This window comes from Candidatus Nitrotoga sp. BS, from assembly GCF_927797785.1.
Lineage (GTDB): Bacteria > Pseudomonadota > Gammaproteobacteria > Burkholderiales > Gallionellaceae > Nitrotoga.
Map to the genome: position 1 here is coordinate 23,862 of NZ_CAKMLL010000088.1, position 18,988 is coordinate 42,849.

The following is an 18,988-nucleotide window of genomic DNA, read 5'->3' on the forward strand; positions in this document are numbered from 1 at the left end:
ATATTTACAATAAAAACTCAAACACTTAATAATCTGCTTAGCTGCTGCCAGCTAGAAATTATTCCCTAGAAATTCCCTTTGAACCATGCTTTCATACTGCTTAACACCTCGCTAAAAGAATTCGAGTGCTGACGAGTAGCCTGGTTGTGCTGGTACTGCTCTAAGCCGTAGAGCAGTAAGCCAATTCCGGTGGAAAATCTGGGTGTTTTCACCACATCAGACAGCCCCCCTACATAGCTCGGCAGTCCTAGACGCACCGGCATATGGAATATTTCCTCACCCAGTTCCACCATGCCCTGCATGGCGCTGCTGCCTCCAGTGATGACGATGCCAGAGGACAGCAAACTTTCGAAGCCACTGCGGCGCAACTCAGCCTGCACCAGCAAATATAGTTCCTCTACACGTGGTTCAATGACTTCAGCTAAGATTTGCCGCGACAACATACGTACATCACGCTCACCAACTCCCGGGACACTGATCGGGCCATCGCCAGCGAGCTGGCGCAGAGCGCAACCATATTTGATCTTGATGTCTTCCGCATCCGACGTCGGGGTGCGTAAAGCCATTGCGATATCATTTGTAATCTGATCTCCTGCAATCGGAATTACGGCGGTATGACGAATTGCACCACCAGTAAAAATTGCTACATCGGTTGTGCCACCGCCAATGTCCACTAAGCACACGCCTAAATCTCTCTCGTCGTCCGACAGTACCGCTTTGCTTGATGCCAAGGGTTGCAGGATCATCTCACGCACCTCCAGCCCGCAACGGTGTACGCACTTCATGATGTTTTGTGCCGCTGCTACCGCACCAGTAACGATATGCACTTCGACCTCGAGGCGCATACCGCTCATACCCAATGGCTTTTTGATATCCCGTTGCCCATCGATGCTGAATTCCTGTTCTAAAATGTGCAATATCTGCTGGTCGCTAGGCATGCTTAGTGAACTGGCAGTTTCAACCGCTCGGTCGATGTCAGCTTGCGCAACTTCCCGGTCTTTAATCTTGACCATGCCATTGGCATTGGAGCTTTTAATATGGCTGCCCGCGATGCCGGTGTAAACCTCACGAATCTTGCAGTCTGCCATTAATTCGGCATCACCAAGCGCACGCTGGATAGCCGCCACAGTCGCATCAATATTGACCACCATTCCCTTCTTCATGCCGGAGGATTCGTACATTCCTACGCCGATTACTTCCATAGTTCCTTCTGATTTGACCTTGGCGACGATAGCCACAATCTTGGACGTGCCGATGTCCAGCCCTATGATCAAATTCTTGTTTTCCCTGCCATTGCTCATTGCATTTCTCCACTGCCTAATCTTTTATGCGTTGTATGGACCATACATGTACTAAAATACGTGTCCCATCATGAGATAAATCCTCTATGGATTTTTTAGCTTCGCCCTATATCGTTTTTTTCCCAGCCATGCCCAGACCATTCGTTGTACCCGACAGGTGAGCTGCGAAGCCATTGCTATAGCGTAAATCCACATACTCTATCCTGTTTTGTAGTTCATTTTCATGCGGAGCTTTTCCTGCATGAAAAACTTTGTCATTTTGTTGTATGGTCATCAGGCTGTATGGGTACAACGCCACAAAGCGTGCTAAACGCTGCAATGATTGTTCACGTCCTAGTTTCAGCAGCATGCCGTTGCTCAGGCGCAACTGCCAGGAGCGGCGCGACGACAGGCTGATTTCTGCAATGCCCTGCTTAAGCGGCGCAAGCTGTTCAGTCAATTCGGCATACTTTTGAGATACTTCGGCTGCGCTTTCCGGTTGTCCGATGAAATTGGGTAATTGCTGGCTCGTCTCAGCTGAGAACACTTCGCCGCGAGTGTTCACCAACCCTGCATCGTTCCAATGTGCCAGCGCCACATGCTCTTCCAAGCTTATCTCCAGTTGCGAAGGGAAATGCCGTCGTATGCTTACTTTACGCACCCAGGGGATGCTCTCAAAAGCCCGCCGCGTGCGTTCCAGATCGATAGTGAAAAAGTTACCGGGCAATTCATTTCGCGCAACTGCCTCAATTTGAGCGGGGATCACTTGGCGCGGCGCACTGCTAATGGATATGATGCGTAGCGCAAACATTGGCAAGTGCAGCACATAGTGCAACGCGCCATATAAAACCAGTACGAAGCAAATGCCGAACAGCGAGCTGGAAATCATGCGTAGCAACTCCGGCTTATCCCACATGGGACAACTCCAATATGGTCAACACCAGTTGTTTGAAGCTGATTCCGGCCTGACGTGCTGCCATCGGCACTAGGCTATGGTCGGTCATGCCGGGTACAGTATTGATCTCCAGCAAATAAGGCTGCCCAGTTTCATCCATCAAAAAATCCACGCGTCCCCAGCCGACGCCTCCGATCAGTGCAAAACTTTGTAGCGCCAGCTGTTGCATTTCGCCTTCTTTTTCTTGCGACAAACCAGCGGGGCACAGATAACGTGTATCGTTGCGCAAGTACTTTGCTTCGTAATCGTAAAACTCATTAGCTGGCTCTATCTTAATTACAGGCAGTGCCTGCCCGCCAAGGATGGCGACCGTGTATTCGCCCGCGCTGATAAATGCCTCCGCTATTACCAGTTTGTCGTGTTTCGCTGCTGTTGCATATGCAGCTTGCAGTTCACTGGCCTTTTTTACTTTGCTGATGCCTACACTCGAACCTTCATTGGCTGGCTTGATGAACAGTGGCAGCCCCAGCCGGTTCGCTATCGCAGCCAAATCGCTAGTTGCATCGATCATTTCATAAGCCGGAATAGGCAGCCCTGCAGCCTGCCACACCAGTTTGCTGCGCCACTTATCCATGGCTAAAGCCGAAGCTAGTACTCCGCTTCCGGTATAGGGTATTTTCATCAATTCAAGTGCGCCCTGCATCGTGCCGTCCTCGCCAAAGCGTCCGTGCAACGCAATGAAGGCGCGCTGAAAACCACCTTCCAGCAGCATATGCAAATCCTGTTCGGCAGGATCAAACGGGTGGGCATTAACCCCACTTTTCTGTAGCGCGGTCAGTACTGCTGTACCGCTTTTGAGCGAGATTTCGCGCTCGACGGAACGCCCGCCAAACAAGACTGCAACTTTTCCATGTTGTGCAGGAGGCCGGGAGTGTGGAAATAAATATTGCTTATTCATGATTGCTTGCATACTCGCCTATGATTCGCACTTCCGGATGAAGGCAAATACCAGTTTTCAGTTGCACGCTGGCTCGTACCTCGTTAATCAGATTTTCAATATCTGCCGCCGTGGCGCTGCCCATGTTCACGATAAAGTTGCCATGCTTTTCGGACACGCGCGCACCGCCAATCTGCAAGCCTTTCAACCCGCACTGCTCGATCAGACGTGCTGCATAATCACTAGGCGGATTGCGGAACACTGAACCTGCATTCGGCAGGTTTAAGGGCTGGGAGGCAATGCGTTTGGATAGCAGCGACTTAATCTTGCGACGAGAGATGTCACCGTCACCAGCGAGCATGCGCAGTTTCGCGCCGACAAAAAACTCTTCTTGGTGAAAAGGCAATGAATTAGAGATGCGGGCATCATTGTGCTCAAGGTATTCATCCTTTTTTTGCAGTACAACATGCCGATAGCCAATCTCATAATCATCTGGCTCACGTTCCAATAGTTTCCCGCTACGCATTAGCGTCTGCACATTTTTCACTACATTCCAGATTTCACTACCGTAGCAGCCAGCGTTCATTGCCAACATTCCACCTAAAGTGCCGGGTATTCCGGCAAAAAATTCCGCACCCATCAGGTTATGCTTCGCAGCGAAGCGGGCCAGCTTGGCACCGGATACGCCAGCCTGTGCATAGATCGATCCATCCGCTTCGATACGCATTTCGGTGAGTGCCGCATGTAATAGCAACACCGTGCCGCGCAGACCTCCATCACGCACCAACAGGTTGCTGCCCAATCCCACCGCGATTACCGGCTCATCTGCGGGTAAGGTTCGCAGGAAAACAATCAAGTCGGCCAGATCAGCGGGTTGATATACTCTTTCAGCATAGCCACCAGCACGCCAACTGGTGTGGCGAGACATGGCGACATTGCTGCGTAGCGTTCCGCGCAGCTCTTCTGTCATAAACTGGGTTGGTTCGATCATGTTCATTTAGGAGATGCGCCAATATTTGTAGCACTATTTTTTATCATGCTCGCTACACCACCAATCGAACCCGCTCCCATGGTTACGACCACATCACCGGCTTGTGCCATATTCAGAATGGCTTGTGGCATATCTTGAATTTGTTCCACGAACAACACCTTGTTTTGTCCGGCGACACGTAACGCGTGCGCCAGTGCCCGTCCATCTGCTGCAACGATGGGTGATTCGCCAGCGGCATATACTTCGGCTAGCAGTAGTACATCCGCCCCGCTTAATACCTTGACGAAATCTTCAAATAAATCACGCGTACGCGTGTAGCGATGGGGCTGAAACGCCAGCAATAAACGCCGCCCCGGAAATGCCCCGTGCACAGCATTTATAGTTGCCAATATTTCGATGGGATGGTGGCCGTAATCATCGACAAGAGTAAAACTACCACTCCCCACCAGTGGAATCTCGCCATAGCGCTGAAAACGTCGTCCAACGCCCTCGAATTCGCCTAGCGCACTAATGATGGCATCATCTGCTACGCCGACTTCAAGGCCTACGGCGATTGCTGCCAGTGCATTCAGTACGTTATGCTGTCCAGGCAGATTGAGTATGATTTCCAGGTCGCGAGGCTGTCCGTTTTGTCGGCATAATGCAGTGAATCGCATCTGGCCATCGTGGTGGCGCATATTCACAGCACGGATTTGCGCGTCTTCAGTAAAGCCGTAAGTGGTAACTGGCTTGCTGATGCTGGGCAGAATGTCACGTATGTTGGCATCGTCCACACACACTATGACCATGCCATAGAAAGGTAAATGCTCGACGAAGTCTACGAATGCCTGCTTCAGCTTTGAGAAATCATGCTCATATGTTTCCATGTGATCGGCGTCGATGTTGGTAATGACAGCCAAAATGGGTTGCAGGTACAAAAATGAAGCATCCGATTCATCGGCTTCCACTACGATAAATTCGCCAGTTCCCAGCTTGGCGTTGGTGCCACTACTGTTAAGCTTCCCGCCAATGACAAAGGTCGGATCAAACCCTCCTTTGGCTAAGACACTGGCGGTGAGGCTGGTGGTGGTGGTCTTTCCATGTGTGCCGGCCACCGCGATTCCCTGGCGTAAACGCATCAGTTCTGCCAGCATCATTGCGCGCGGCACTATTGGAATATTGCGTGCGCGCGCGGCCACTATCTCCGGGTTGTCTGGATTTACTGCGGAAGACACTACTACTGCATTTGCATTTGCCAAATGACTATTGGCATGCCCCAGATACACTGTTGCGCCGAGTTGTTTCATACGTTGTGTGATCGCATTATCAGCTAGATCAGAACCACTCACTTGGTAACCCAAGTTGAGTAAAACTTCAGCTATTCCGCTCATGCCGGAACCACCTATACCTATGAAATGGATGTGTTTAACTTTATGTTTCATCCAGCCAACTCCATACATACCTGAGCAACACAATGTGTTGCTTCTGGTTTGGCCAGTTTGCGTGCGCTTTGCGCCATGTTCAGAGCGTGTTCCCTGGTTATTGTCCGTAATAAATTTGCTAAGAACTGCGGCTTCAATTCGGTCTGCGGCAGCAGGGTGGCCGCGCCGCGTTCGCTGAGGAAGCGCGCATTGACGGTTTGGTGATCGTCCACTGCGAACGGAAATGGCACCAGTATGCTAGCCACGCCTGCTGCTGTCAGTTCAGCGATAGTCAAAGCTCCAGCACGACAAATTATTACGTCTGCCCAGGCATAGTATTGCGCCATATCATCCAGAAATGGCTGAGACTCGGCATTGACTGCTGCCTGTCGGTAAGCGGTTCGTACCGATTCCAAATGTTGCTTGCCAGTTTGGTGCAACACGTTGTGGCGCACAGACTGTGGTAATAATGCCAATGCCTGTGGCACGCATTCATTGATTGCTTTAGCACCTAAACTGCCACCCAGCACTAACAGGTTAAGCACGCCGCTGCGTGCAGCGTAGCGTATCTGTGGCTCGGATAGCGTGGCAATGCTGTCGCGTACTGGATTGCCGCACCATTCAGCGCTTGGCAGTACGTTCGGAAAACCGCTTAGCACTCGTGCAGCTAATCGCGCCAGAACTTTGTTGCTCAGTCCGGCAATGGAATTTTGTTCGTGAATTAACAGTGGTCGGCGCATCAGTGCAGCCATGATTCCGCCAGGGAAGGTGATATATCCCCCCATGCCCAGCACCACGTCGGGACGATGACGCAACAATGCAACGCCACTCTGCCACAATGCCAGCAATAGATTGAACGGCAGTATCAATTTGCGTAGCAGCCCCTTTCCGCGCAGACCGGAAAACCGCACACTAGCCATTTCATAGCCATGTTTGGGCACTAGTTCTGCTTCCATGCTTCTGGGTGCGCCCAACCAAATGATGCGCCAGCCTTTCGAATGCAGGTAGTCAGCTACAGCCAAAGCCGGGAATATATGGCCACCTGTTCCACCAGCCATGATCAGGATATTTCGAGTCATATTGGCAGACCGCTCAACATTCGTCGGTTTTCCCAATCAATGCGAAGTAGCAGTGCTGCCGCAACGCAACTCACCACCATGCTGCTGCCACCAAAACTAAGAAAGGGCAGGGTTAACCCCTTAGTGGGCAATACGCCCGTGTTTACGCCAATATTGATCATCGCTTGCACGCCTAACCACGCGGCAATACCCTGCGCCACCAGCGCGGAAAACTGGCGCTCGAGATTGGCGGCTTGCCGACCGATGGCGAAAGCGCGAATGATCAGCCCGACAAATAACAGGGTAACCATGCATACACCAACGAAGCCAAGCTCTTCAGCAATGACTGCGAGTAGAAAATCCGTATGTGCTTCAGGCAAATAAAATAATTTTTGTAAGCTTCCGCCCAGCCCCACACCGAACCATTCGCCGCGACCAAATGCGATCAGCGCATGACTTAACTGGTATCCCTTGCCGTAAGGGTCTGACCATGGATCCCAGAAGCCGAATATACGCGCCGTGCGATATTCTGATGAGAAAATAAGAGATGTAAATGCGAGTGGCAGGGCAATCACCAATCCAGCGAATACCTTGATATTAAATCCGCCCAGAAACAGAATGCACATTGAGACAATACAGATCACCACGAAAGAACCCATGTCCGGTTCTAGCAATAATAAGCCTCCGACCAGCGCCATCACTGCGAACATCGGTAGAAATGCTTGCCCCCAGTGATCTTTAATTAAACCTTTGCGCACGGTGTAATCGGCCGCATACAGCACGGCAAATAATTTTATAAGTTCAGATGGTTGGAGATTAATGACGAACAGTGAAAGCCAACGGCGGCTGCCATTCACTTCGCGCCCGATGCCGGGGATCAGCACTAGAATCAGTAGTGCTACGCCAAGCAGAAACAAATAGGGTGCCAGCCTCTGCCAGTTCTGGAGCGATACTTGGAACGCCATTACACCGGCTACGATCCCGACGAAAATATACAGGGCATGCAGCACCAAATAATGCGCAGGCTGAAAGCCGGTAAACTTGCTTGCTTCGGCAGTGGCGATAGAAGCCGAATAAACCATTACCAGTCCGAATGACAGCAACGCGATGGTTATCCACGACAGTATCATGTCGTATTCCATATATGCATGGGGGCGTCTGTTCAGGCTTGCGGCGAGCATAGCCTATCCTCTTGCAAAGCATTTACTGCGGCGTTAAATACTTCAGCACGATGGCTGTAATTACGGAACATATCAAAGCTGGCGCAAGCTGGCGATAACAGCACTGCGTCACCTGGCTGCGCCAGGGAGGCACTCTGACGCACTGCATCGACCATACTCTGCGCATAAACCACAGGTACACCGCAATTTTGAAGTACAGCTGCAATCTTGTCAGCATCGCGTCCGATGAGCACGACTGCTCGTGCATGCTGCATTACTACCGGATAGAGCGGCGAAAAATCCTGTCCTTTACCCTCTCCGCCCGCAATCAATACGACAGGCCGTCCTAAACCCTGAACTGCCGCTATAGTAGCGCCGACATTAGTTCCTTTTGAGTCATCGTAATAAGCGATGTCATTGATTTCCGTGACGGGCTGCACGCGGTGCGGTAAGCCCTCGAAAGCTCGTAACGCATTCAGTAACGGTGCTAGCGGCAAACCCACTGCATGGCACAAGGCTAGAGCAGCCAATGCATTAGCTACATTATGTAACCCAGCCACCCGCAACTCATTGGCATTCATAACACGCCGCTGGCCATGCATTAGCCATACACCTTCACTATTGCTATCTATGCCCCAATCACTATCGGTGAGAGGTGGGGTATTCAATCCAAATGTATTTTGTATGCACCCTGATAACGCCATGCCAGCACTAATTGCATCATCGCGATTGAGCACTTGCTCGGTTCTTTGTCCGTTGTTACGGAAGATGCGTGCCTTGGCGGCTATATATTCGTTTATGTCGGAATAACGATCGAGATGGTCTTCGCTGATGTTGAGCACTGTTGCTGCATCTGCACTGAGCGAGGAAGTGGTTTCCAACTGAAAGCTGGAAAGTTCAAGTACCCAAACATCCGGCTGCTGTCCTTGGCGCTTTAATAGTACATCCAGTACTGTGGGCGAAATATTGCCAGCCACTTCCGTGTCCAAACCTGCCGCACGGCACATTGCCCCGACCATGCTGGCTACCGTGGTCTTGCCATTGGCACCGGTGATGGCAATAATTTTCGGGCGTCGATCTTGCGGCAATGATTGCGCAAATAATTCAATATCCCCCATTATCGGAATGCCACGTGCTATTGCCTGCGCTACGAATTGGTTACTTAAGGGTATGCCGGGACTGATGGCAATAAAGTCGACTCCATTGAGCAATTCGCTGCGAAACACACCACAGTGCAATTCCATCTCCGGGAACTGTGCGCGCAATGCTTCCAGAGATGGAGGGTGGTCACGACTGTCGGCAGCGCGCACCCGCGCACCCTGTAAACTTAGCCAGTGGACAAGCGATAGCCCAGTTTCTCCGAGACCAAGCACTAGTACAGATTTGTTTGTCATTTTCATCACCGTAATTTAAGTGTAGTCAGTCCAATTAATACCAACATCATTGAAATAATCCAAAACCGAACAACCACTTGATTCTCTTTCCAGCCCTTTAATTCATAGTGATGATGGAGCGGTGCCATGCGAAAAATTCGCTTCCCTGTAAGTTTGAAAGAAACCACTTGAATAACAACTGAAAGCGTTTCCAGGACGAATACCCCGCCCATGATCAGCAGTACGAATTCCTGGCGCACGATCACTGCTACCGTGCCGAGTGCCGCACCCAACGCCAATGCACCTACGTCCCCCATGAAGACTTCTGCCGGATAAGCGTTAAACCACAAGAAAGCTAGACCTGCACCCGCAATTGCGCCGCAGAACACCGCTAACTCGCTCGCACCGGGTACATGCGGCATGCCAAGATACTTGGCGAACACTGCATGGCCTGCAACATAAGCAAAAATTGCCAGCGCACTGCTGATCATCACCGTGGGCATGATCGCCAAGCCGTCTAGACCATCGGTCAAATTTACTGCGTTACTGGTGCCAACGATAACCAGGTAGGTGAGCAGAATGAAAGTGAATCCTGCTAGCGGAAATACCAGATACTTGAAGAAGGGCACGATAAGTTCAGTATGCGCAGGCAGGCTGGCGGTCTGCCACAGGTACGCCGCTACGATCAATGCAATGATGGATTGCCAGAATATCTTGGTTTTGGCAGACAGCCCCTTGGGGTTGCGATGTACCACTTTGCGGTAGTCATCGACCCAGCCGATCGCACCGAAACCCAATGTGGTGAGCAATACCACCCATACATAATTATTATTCAAGTCGGCCCACAATAACGTGGTGATAGCTATTGAGGTGAGAATTAACGCGCCCCCCATGGTTGGCGTGCCAGTTTTTATCAGATGCGTCTGCGGGCCGTCATTCCGCACAGCTTGGCCTATCTTATAGGCAGTCAGCTTGCGTATCATCATCGGCCCGACCAGAAAGGAAATAGACAATGCAGTCATTGCTGCCAGCACAGCGCGCAGTGTGATGTAATTGAATACACTGAATACACTGTTATATTGCGATAACCATTGCGCGAATTTAAGTAACATTTTTGCTTCTTTCGGCCGCTCGGTTAAGTGGAAAAGATGAGGAAGGATGGTGAAGCTTGTGCATGGATTCTTCCATGCTTTTTTCCTCTCTGACCTCATTTGTTCCAGTGCAATGCTGCACCACTCGCTCCATGCGCATAAAGCGCGAACCCTTAACTAATACCGTACTATCAATATCCAAATTTTTATCCAGCACGGCGAATAAATCCTCAATGCGTTCAAAGTGACGAGCGCCTGTGCCGAACTCATGTACTGCATGAAGTGTCAATTTGCCCAGTGCCAGTAGCTGGTTTACTCCCAAACGGAGGGCTTCAGCGCCAATTTCGCTATGCAGGCGCTCGGCGTCCTCTCCCAGCTCTCCCATGTCGCCCAGTACCAGGATTTTTTTGCCGGCGCTCTGCGCCAATACCTCAAGTGCGGCGTGCAGTGAGGCTGGATTGGCGTTGTAGCTGTCATCTATCAGCATCGCACCATGCAGTGCAGCTTTACGCTGCAAACGAGCGGCCACGCCAGCAAAATTTTCTAGTCCTGCCGCAATCGCCAACAAGGGTATGTGGAAGGCTAGCGCTGCCGCAGTAGCGGCCAGCGCGTTGCGCACGTTGTGCGAACCCGGAACTTGCAACTGAGCATTAAAGTTACCCTGCGGCGTGCTCACTTGGATATACATGCCCTTATCCTGTACTTGCCATTGCGCATGTACCGCAGCATTTTTTTCCAGACCGAATTCAATAATCGTATGACCGCCTGCCAACTCACGCCATAATGGTGCATAAGCGTCATCGGCATTAATGATCGCAGTGCCTTGGGGCGACAATCCTGTGAAAATTTCTCCTTTAGCGCGTGCCACCGCGTCCACCGAACCCAGTCCGGCCAAGTGCGCGCTGCCCGCGTTGTTGACGATGGCGACATTCGGCCGCGCCATCTGCGTCAGGTATTCAATTTCTCCCGGATGGTTCATGCCCATCTCGATCACCGCATAGCGATGCACATTTCGTAACTTAAGCAAGGTAAGTGGCACACCAATGTCATTGTTGAGATTTCCAACTGTTGCTAACACTGTGCCATCACCACCGGTCGCCGCGCGCAATATACTTGCCAATATTTCCTTCACTGTGGTCTTGCCGTTGCTACCGGTCACTGCTATCACGGGGGTGTTGAGCTGTGTACGCCAATGAGCTGCCAGATGACCTAACGCCAAGCGAGTGTCTTCTACCAGCAGCAATGGACACGGTAACGTAACGTCTCGATAACTTGTAGTGTTTACTAATGCAGCGACCGCGCCACTTTGAGTCGCACTGGCAACAAATGCGGCGCCGTCGAAATTTTCCCCCTGCAATGCTACAAATAGATCGCCTGCATTAATCGCTCGACTATCGCTGGACACGGACGTAAATAATGCATCGTGGCCGACAAGCTTGCCGCCCAACACTTGCGCAGCCTGCGATAGCAGCATCATGCCCGCTGCTCCACATTGCGCCAGGCCAACAATGCCCGCTGTACGACCTCGGCGTCGTTGAACGGATATTTCACTTCCTTGATTTCCTGATACGACTCGTGCCCTTTACCGGCAACCAGTACGATATCTGTCGCATGCGCGTTGAGTACTGCTTGAGCGATGGCCGAGGCGCGATCTTCGATAATTTGGTATGTGCTGTTCGCTGTCCTGCTTGCAGATGTAATGCCGGACACAATGGCTGCGATAATGTCGAGCGGCGCTTCACTGCGCGGGTTGTCGCTGGTAATGATAGTGATGTCTGCCAATTTGGCTGCGATAGCCCCCATTATTGGCCGTTTGCCGCTGTCGCGGTCACCACCACAACCGAATACACAAATCAGTTTGCCGTCATAAGCCCCGACTATGTCACGTCCGACCACTTCACGTACGGCCTGCAATACTTTTTCCAGTGCCTCCGGGGTATGTGCGTAGTCCACTACCACCGTTGGGTGATCGCCATCTCCAAAAGTCTGCATGCGTCCCGGCACCGCAGTGATTTGCGATAACTCGTGCAGCGCATCGCTTAACGTCACTCCGCTTACCAGCAAAACCGCCATAACGCCCAAAAGGTTTGAAACATTAAAGCGTCCGATCAGTGTGTTATGCAGCTCACCACCGCCCCAGCTGGAATGGATTTGCAGGCTAAATCCATGCGCATCCATGCGTAATGGGCCACCGTAAACCATGCGTAAACCGAGACGCTCGGCCAAGGCTAAGGCGGTATCGTTTAGACCGTAGCCAACCACTTCGACATCCTTATCCCGCAGTTGTTCGGCAATCTCGGCACCAAATGCATCATCCAGGTTGAGTACAATAAATTTAAGTTGTTGTTTATCGAACAGGCTGCGCTTGGCCGCCGCATAGCTGTGCATGTCGCCGTGGTAATCGAGATGATCTCGGCTGAGGTTGGTAAGTAGCGCTACATCGAACTGCACCCCATTCACGCGTCCTTGTTGCAAAGCATGGGAGGACACCTCCATTGCTACAGCCTGCGCACCTTGTGCGAGATAATCGGCTAATAATTTATGCAGGTGGATGGCATCGGGTGTAGTGTTCAGAGTGGGCTGCAAAGCAGAATGGAACCCGTTGCCCAAGGTTCCGATCAGTGCGGTTTTTTTGCCCAGCGCGCAAAATGATTGTGCAATCCAGTGGCAGCATGATGTCTTGCCATTAGTGCCGGTGATACCGACCACCCACATTTTTTGCGAGGGACTGCCATAGACATGGTCAGCAATCTCTCCGGCATGATGAAGGAGATCGGCTACTGCCACATTGGGAAGCTGCCATGCTTCGTTCCAGCTAAATCCGTGCGCTTCCCAGATCACCGCATTGGCACCATTTGCGATAGCTTGCTTAATGAACTGGCGCCCATCAGTCTTGCTGCCGGGATAGGCGATGAAAGTATCACCTGGCGCAACTGCGCGGCTATCCGTCACCAGCCGTGTGACCGTTACACCGAGGGAGGTAATGAGGTTGGAATAGAAGTTCACACTTCCTCCTTCACGAAATCCACAGATTGCGGCATTAATACATTGCCGAGCTGTGTATCGTTGGGCACGTTGAGCAGGCGTAACGCTGCGCCCATCACATTACTAAATACGGGTGCTGCGACCAGACCGCCGTAATACTGACCGTTGTTCGGCTCGTTGATCATCACTGCCACGACCAGTCGTGGGTTAGTCGCAGGTGCCAATCCGACAAAAGAAGAAATATATCGATTGACGTAATGCCCCCCCTCTAGTTTGTGCGCAGTGCCAGTCTTGCCCGCTACACGGTAGCCATTGATCTGTGCCAACGGTGCAGTGCCGCCGGGCAGAACCGCTAGTTCCAGCATACCGAGTATTTCGCGAGCGGTGGTAGCCGAATATACTTTCTTGCCCTCCACAGGTGCGTCAAGCTTAAGCCATGACACTGGCTTCAGTTCACCATTGTTTGCAAATATGGTATAGGCGCGTGCCAGTTGTAACAGGCTGACAGAAATGCCGTGGCCATAAGAAAGAGTGGCTTGCTCAATAGGCCGCCATTTTTGGAAATCACGCAATTTACCTGTCGCTTCACCAGGAAAGCCACTGCCGCCCTGAGTACCGAAACCACTATCGTTAAGGCTTTGCCAGATTGTTTCCGGTGCTAACGATAGCGCAATCTTAGCCGCGCCTACATTACTGGATTTTTGAATTACCTGCGCCACTGTGAGCACTTCTTCTTGATGGGTGTCATTGATCTTGTGTCTGCCGACTTGCATGACTCCATTCTCGGTATTGATAATGGTTTGTGGCGTCACTTTACCTATATCCAGCGCCGCTGCCACGGTGAATGGCTTGAGTGTGGAACCCGGTTCGAATTGATCGGTCACTACGCGGTTGCGTAGCACCTGAAGGTTGGGCTTGGCGCGATTGTTAGGGTTGAAACTTGGCCAATTGGCCAGCGCTAACACTTCGCCGCTTTGAGCGTCCAGCACTACAATGGAGCCGGCTTGGGCACGGTGCTGCTTGACCGCCTGCTTTATTTCCCGGTAAGCCAAATATTGGATTTTGCTGTCTATGCTCAGCATCAGATTGCTGCCCGGTTTGGGCGCGCGAATGCTGGTGACGTCTTCGACAATATGACCTCTGAGATCCTTAATTACACGTTGGCTACCCGCTTTGCCACTGAGTTGATTCTGTAATGCCAGCTCCAGTCCTTCCTGGCCGTTGTCGTCCACGTCAGTAAATCCGAGCAGGTGTGCCGTTACGTCTCCGCCTGGGTAATAGCGGCGATACTCACGCCGTAGCGATACACCGGGTATGCCCAGCTTCACAATTTTTTCCACCTGTTCGGGTGGTAATTGGCGCTTGAGATAAACGTTGTTACGCGTAGTGTCGAATAAACGATGCTGTACTTCGTTTATATCCATGCCCAGTATCCGCGCTAACTGATTCACTTGTTGCTTTGTCGCGTCCAAATCCTGTGAACTAACACTAATGGATTCCACTGGTGTGCTGATGGCGAGCGGCTCTCCATTGCGATCGGCAATCATGCCGCGGTGCGCGCTAATTTCTATGACACGGCTGGAACGCGCATCCCCTTTTTGTTGCAGGAAATCATGGTGGATGCTTTGCAAATACACTGCGCGAACGATCATTGTAGCCATGCCAATTAACAACAGCACAAATAACAGCTGTGAACGCCACTGCGGTAATGTGGCTAGCTTTGCGGCCTGTATGTGGCTGGAATAATTCATGGTTGCGTTTTAAATTTACTCAGCTCTTCAGTATCAATAAATCGGATCTGATGGCCTTCCGGTAGCTGCATTTTCAATTGATTGACAGCGATTTTCTCTACCCGAGCTGACATTGCCCAAGTACTCTGCTCAAGTTGTAGCTGTCCCCATTCCACTTCCATTTGCTGCGCGCGCTCATTCTCTTTTTGTAGTTCCGCGAACAATTTGCGCGCCTTATTTTGTGAAGTCACAACGCTCAGCGCGCTAACGATCACTATAAGCAATAGCAATAGATGCAGCCTAGTCATCCGCCTCTCCAGTACGCTCAGCTATGCGCATTACCGCACTGCGCGCCCGTGGATTCATGGCCACCTCCTGTGAGGTGGCCTGAATCGCTTTGCCAATCAGGCGCAGCCTACCTTTTGGTATTTCCGCAGCGCGAATCGGCAAATTACGGGGTAGCTTGTCGCCTTGCGCCATGTCGCGCAGGAAGTGCTTTACCATACGGTCTTCCAGCGAATGGAAACTGATGATCACGATATGTCCTCCTGAGCTTAGGCAATCCACGCATTGCGGGAGAATCCGCGCAATTTCTTCGAGCTCTTGGTTGAGATAAATCCGTATAGCTTGAAAGGTGCGTGTCGCCGGATTTTTCCCGGGTTCACGTGTGCGCACGGCCTGAGCAACAATTTCGCTGAGCTGGCGCGTCGAGGCAATAGCTTTCTCTTGGCGTGCAGCAACAAGCGCTCTTGCAATCTGTGTAGCAAACCGTTCCTCGCCATAGTCTCGTATTACCTCTCCAAGCAATTTTTCATCTACGGTAGCAAGCCACTCCGCTGCGGTTTGTCCGCTGCTGATATCCATACGCATATCCAGTGGCGCGTCGAAACGGAAGCTGAAACCGCGTTGTTCATCATCCAGTTGCGGCGAAGACACTCCCAGGTCGAGCAACACTCCGTCCACTTTTTCAACCGCCAGCTCGCCCAATATCTTAGTCAAGTGCGCGAATCCACTATGCACTATGAGAAAACGTGGGTCAGAAATTGCCTGCGCCGCAGCGACCGCTGCAGGATCTTTGTCTAAGGCAATCAAACGTCCCATCGCGCTCAACTTTTGCAGTATCAACTGACTGTGTCCACCGCGCCCGAACGTGCCGTCCACATAGACACCATCCGGTTTTATCTGCAATGCCTCAATGGCTTCATGCAATAAAACTGTTTCGTGTAACAATTTGGGCGTGTGAGATAAGCTACCGCTCACAACGTGAATCCCTCCAGTTCCGGAGGAAGCTCGCCATCGGCAAAGGTCAATGCTATTTCCTGCTGCGCTGCCCACTTTGCCTCATCCCACAATTCGAGTTTATTGCCTTGGCCGATCAGCATTACGCGCTTATCCAGCGTCGCATAGCTGCGCAAGGCAGGAGAAATAAGTACGCGTCCTGCTGCATCCATTTCGACATCTTCGGCGTAACCAACCAGGCGGCGCTGTAACGCGCGTATTCGTGGATTAAGGGAGGACAACTTGAGCAGCTTGTCGCGTATGGGCTGCCATTCGGGCTGCGGATAGCACAGCAAGCAACCATCCGCATCAGCGGTTAGCACTAACTGCCCGGCGCAATGCACAAGCAAGACGTCACGATGCCGAGCCGGTATCGCGAGCCTGCCTTTGCTATCCAGATTGAGTTGTGCCGCTCCCTGAAACATCATCGCAACCCTGTACTTGATTACCCACAAAAACCCACTTTTTCCCACTCGGCTTCACTATATTGAAAAAAACATGCTGGGTCAAGGAATAAAAATAGTTTTTTCTTTGCGCGACAAGTAGTTAGGGCTGAGAAATTGATGTTGTGTTAATTTCTTTAATAAAGAATGGATTGCACAAAAAAGCTAAAGTTATTTGTGGTGTTTTTTGCGGTTTGCGGGGAATTTGGGGCTTGCGGGTGAATTTGCGTGATGCTGTTAGGATGTGAAGCTGAGGTAAGGTATTTAAGATTGTTTTTGATTTCATTCAAATGAAAACAAAAGCTTGGTAGAAGCGCTCGCTCGGCAACGGTAGTTTTTTATACCAGCCTATACTAAAACCGTTCCTACTAGAAAGATCATTCCGTTAGAAACTTATAGAAATCAAGTGAAGCCAGCCGATAAGCCGGGTTCTGTCGTGGACAGTCATTCCTCTAGGCGTTTCGTTACCTTACGCTCAAGCAACCTACCCGCAGGCGACGCGAGCCACGTCATTACCTGCCTATTTGGTCTTGCTCCAGATGGAGTTTACCGTGCCGTCCGTGTTACCACGTCCGCGGTGGGCTCTTACCCCGCCGTTTCACCATCGCCGTTTCCTTGCGGAACTTGGGCAGACTATTCTCTGTGGCACTTGTCATCACCTCACGGTGTCCGGCCATTAACCGGCATCTTGCTCTAAGGAGCCCGGACTTTCCTCCCCGCCCTTACTGGTGGACGCGGCGACTGTCTAGCCAGCTTCGCAGTGAGTTTACCACGGTATAGATATACGTCTCGGGAAATAGATGAAGGTGAGACTCTCGAGTCCTGATTAAATTTTGAGGTGACAACCAGCCTGACGCAGGGGATTGACGTGACTATGATCTATAGTCGCTCGGAGAGAGCTTCAATGGAGCGCGCCATGGCCGCCATGCTCGGGCATGTATATGGACCGTCTGGTGAGCTAGTGGAGCTGAAAAGGCAAGAAAAAGGTTTGAAGTTACTGATATTCGCGTGATTAAACATGCGAATCATTTGTATTAGCATTTATATTTATATATAATGAGCCCGTTCTCTGCTTTTGCGTTTTGCTCAGAGTACAAATAATTCTTCTCCTTAATTATTTGTAACTTGAAAGTCTCCCCTGACACGCTTTAAGCGGAGGGCTTCCTTGATTGACTTCCTTTCCACTTTCTTTCTTCGGGGGGAGAAAGTGGTTTTTTATTACGCTTTCCCTATAGGTCTGCGCTGGGCTTTGTGCAAAACTTCATTCGGAAACTTTACGTAAACTGGTTAGCCTGGCCAAGCCGAAATGTATAAAGGCCAAGGCCGTGAGCACCGGTGCGAACAGGTTCAGAATAGGTACGAATTGCAATAATCCGGTCAACAATCCCAACCCCCACCAGGATGACTGATAGGTGGAAAACATGCTCTTCATCTCCTCACTGCTGGCGTGTTCCGCCACTGCATCGAAGCGAAACAAGCGCTGGTTAAGATAGGTCGCCGCGACGAAGGGTACGATCACGCCAATGCCGATCAACCAAAACGGCAAACTCAACACCCAGATCGCGATAAATACGCCAATAGCAAGTGCTGCGTTCAATAGGTTGCCGATATTGCTACCGCCATTTTCACGTTTAAGCTGGGGGTAATCACGATCCGCCACCAATCGAATTAGTGCCGGCATGGCAAAAAATGCCGTGATCAGCAGCGCAGTAGTAAATACCAGAGGAACGAACAGTATAAAATGTGTGATGATCTGAATACCGTTAGCCACCCAGCGCGGCTCCAGCCCTTCCAACCACTCTTGGACGCCGATATAAGTGAGGCCACTTGTGATCCATCCTGAAAAAGTATCCCAGAAGACAACGCCCAGCACCATCCACAACAAAACCGACGCCAACATCGGCCAGATAACGATCCATAACACCTTAAACTGGAAAAGGTCGCGAAAGGCGCAGACGATTGCATCAAATATTTGTGTCATGACGATTTCCTTACAAATTATTATTCAATGATTCATTTTTGGCTACCGTTTCCACCAGAAATGATAATGATTGTTCATCTGGTAATACGCGTGAGCCACCCAATTATAACGACTACAGATATGGCCTAATACTTATCGCCAATCTTCTTTATCGGCAACATTCAAATAGATGTCCTCACGCCTGTCTCCTCTTGAAATGACATGGATAAGACACCATTATTGGTTGTGTTGGTCGATGACTAATTTATGAATTAGCACTATAGGCCATTTATTATTCAGCGCAAATGTAGAGAGTGGCTGGTGAATTTTTGATGAGTTCAGATAAAAAAATGTAACTACTCACCCCATCCCTCAAGAGCCTTACCCGCCAAAGCGATTTGAATAGC

17 protein-coding genes and 1 other RNA gene are annotated in these 18,988 nt (G+C 50.8%); 1 reads left to right on the forward strand and 17 read right to left on the reverse strand.

The annotated features are described in order from the left end of the window. Nucleotides 1-65 precede the first annotated feature (65 nt). The 16 genes from ftsA to rnpB form a co-directional block, all read right to left on the reverse strand. Nucleotides 66-1,301 carry a cell division protein FtsA gene (gene ftsA / locus MJ769_RS11135; RefSeq protein WP_239237214.1) on the reverse strand — a complete coding sequence of 412 codons (1,236 nt, stop codon included), beginning with the start codon at nt 1,299-1,301 and terminating at the stop codon, nt 66-68. Nucleotides 1,302-1,407: 106 nt separating this feature from the next. After that, nucleotides 1,408-2,196, reverse strand: a complete 789-nt coding sequence (locus MJ769_RS11140; RefSeq protein WP_239237215.1) for a cell division protein FtsQ/DivIB — start codon at nt 2,194-2,196, stop codon at nt 1,408-1,410. After that, entirely contained in the window at nt 2,186-3,133 is a 948-nt protein-coding gene (locus MJ769_RS11145; protein ID WP_239237216.1) for a D-alanine--D-alanine ligase, read from the reverse strand. Before MJ769_RS11145 ends, MJ769_RS11140 begins: the two co-directional genes overlap by 11 nt. Continuing rightward, nucleotides 3,126-4,109: a UDP-N-acetylmuramate dehydrogenase gene (gene murB, locus MJ769_RS11150; protein WP_239237217.1), complete on the reverse strand. Its 984-nt coding sequence runs from the start codon at nt 4,107-4,109 to the stop codon at nt 3,126-3,128. Before murB ends, MJ769_RS11145 begins: the two co-directional genes overlap by 8 nt. After that, complete coding sequence (gene murC / locus MJ769_RS11155; protein ID WP_239237218.1) at nt 4,106-5,524, reverse strand: UDP-N-acetylmuramate--L-alanine ligase; 1,419 nt, start codon at nt 5,522-5,524, stop codon at nt 4,106-4,108. Before murC ends, murB begins: the two co-directional genes overlap by 4 nt. Beyond that, nucleotides 5,521-6,582, reverse strand: coding sequence for an undecaprenyldiphospho-muramoylpentapeptide beta-N-acetylglucosaminyltransferase (gene murG / locus MJ769_RS11160; protein ID WP_239237219.1), 1,062 nt, complete (start codon nt 6,580-6,582; stop codon nt 5,521-5,523). Before murG ends, murC begins: the two co-directional genes overlap by 4 nt. Next, nucleotides 6,579-7,742 carry a putative lipid II flippase FtsW gene (gene ftsW / locus MJ769_RS11165; protein ID WP_239237220.1) on the reverse strand — a complete coding sequence of 388 codons (1,164 nt, stop codon included), beginning with the start codon at nt 7,740-7,742 and terminating at the stop codon, nt 6,579-6,581. Before ftsW ends, murG begins: the two co-directional genes overlap by 4 nt. After that, the gene (murD, locus tag MJ769_RS11170; protein ID WP_239237221.1) at nt 7,724-9,121 is read right to left on the reverse strand and encodes a UDP-N-acetylmuramoyl-L-alanine--D-glutamate ligase; all 1,398 of its coding nucleotides are present in this window, start codon (nt 9,119-9,121) and stop codon (nt 7,724-7,726) included. The genes ftsW and murD overlap by 19 nt, the downstream gene beginning before the upstream one ends. Beyond that, complete coding sequence (mraY, locus tag MJ769_RS11175; RefSeq protein ID WP_239237222.1) at nt 9,121-10,206, reverse strand: phospho-N-acetylmuramoyl-pentapeptide-transferase; 1,086 nt, start codon at nt 10,204-10,206, stop codon at nt 9,121-9,123. Before mraY ends, murD begins: the two co-directional genes overlap by 1 nt. Further along, nucleotides 10,196-11,662: a UDP-N-acetylmuramoyl-tripeptide--D-alanyl-D-alanine ligase gene (locus tag MJ769_RS11180; RefSeq protein WP_239237223.1), complete on the reverse strand. Its 1,467-nt coding sequence runs from the start codon at nt 11,660-11,662 to the stop codon at nt 10,196-10,198. The genes mraY and MJ769_RS11180 overlap by 11 nt, the downstream gene beginning before the upstream one ends. Beyond that, the gene (locus tag MJ769_RS11185; RefSeq protein ID WP_239237224.1) at nt 11,659-13,191 is read right to left on the reverse strand and encodes a UDP-N-acetylmuramoyl-L-alanyl-D-glutamate--2,6-diaminopimelate ligase; all 1,533 of its coding nucleotides are present in this window, start codon (nt 13,189-13,191) and stop codon (nt 11,659-11,661) included. Before MJ769_RS11185 ends, MJ769_RS11180 begins: the two co-directional genes overlap by 4 nt. Next, nucleotides 13,188-14,921, reverse strand: a complete 1,734-nt coding sequence (locus MJ769_RS11190; RefSeq protein WP_239237225.1) for a peptidoglycan D,D-transpeptidase FtsI family protein — start codon at nt 14,919-14,921, stop codon at nt 13,188-13,190. Before MJ769_RS11190 ends, MJ769_RS11185 begins: the two co-directional genes overlap by 4 nt. Next, nucleotides 14,918-15,208 carry a cell division protein FtsL gene (ftsL, locus tag MJ769_RS11195; RefSeq protein ID WP_239237226.1) on the reverse strand — a complete coding sequence of 97 codons (291 nt, stop codon included), beginning with the start codon at nt 15,206-15,208 and terminating at the stop codon, nt 14,918-14,920. The genes MJ769_RS11190 and ftsL overlap by 4 nt, the downstream gene beginning before the upstream one ends. Continuing rightward, nucleotides 15,201-16,160 (reverse strand): 16S rRNA (cytosine(1402)-N(4))-methyltransferase RsmH, encoded by a 960-nt coding sequence (gene rsmH / locus MJ769_RS11200; protein ID WP_239237227.1) that lies wholly within the window; start codon nt 16,158-16,160, stop codon nt 15,201-15,203. The genes ftsL and rsmH overlap by 8 nt, the downstream gene beginning before the upstream one ends. Continuing rightward, entirely contained in the window at nt 16,157-16,603 is a 447-nt protein-coding gene (gene mraZ / locus MJ769_RS11205) for a division/cell wall cluster transcriptional repressor MraZ (protein WP_239237230.1), read from the reverse strand. Before mraZ ends, rsmH begins: the two co-directional genes overlap by 4 nt. 422 nt (nt 16,604-17,025) lie before the next feature. Then, nucleotides 17,026-17,378, reverse strand: an RNA gene (rnpB, locus tag MJ769_RS11210) — RNase P RNA component class A. Nucleotides 17,379-17,489: 111 nt separating this feature from the next. Between rnpB and MJ769_RS11215 the strand changes: the two genes are divergently transcribed. After that, nucleotides 17,490-17,633: a hypothetical protein gene (locus tag MJ769_RS11215; RefSeq protein ID WP_239237228.1), complete on the forward strand. Its 144-nt coding sequence runs from the start codon at nt 17,490-17,492 to the stop codon at nt 17,631-17,633. A gap of 249 nt (nt 17,634-17,882) precedes the next feature. Here the strand turns inward: MJ769_RS11215 and MJ769_RS11220 are convergent, their stop codons facing one another. Further along, entirely contained in the window at nt 17,883-18,602 is a 720-nt protein-coding gene (locus MJ769_RS11220; protein WP_239237229.1) for an EI24 domain-containing protein, read from the reverse strand. Nucleotides 18,603-18,988: the final 386 nt, after the last annotated feature.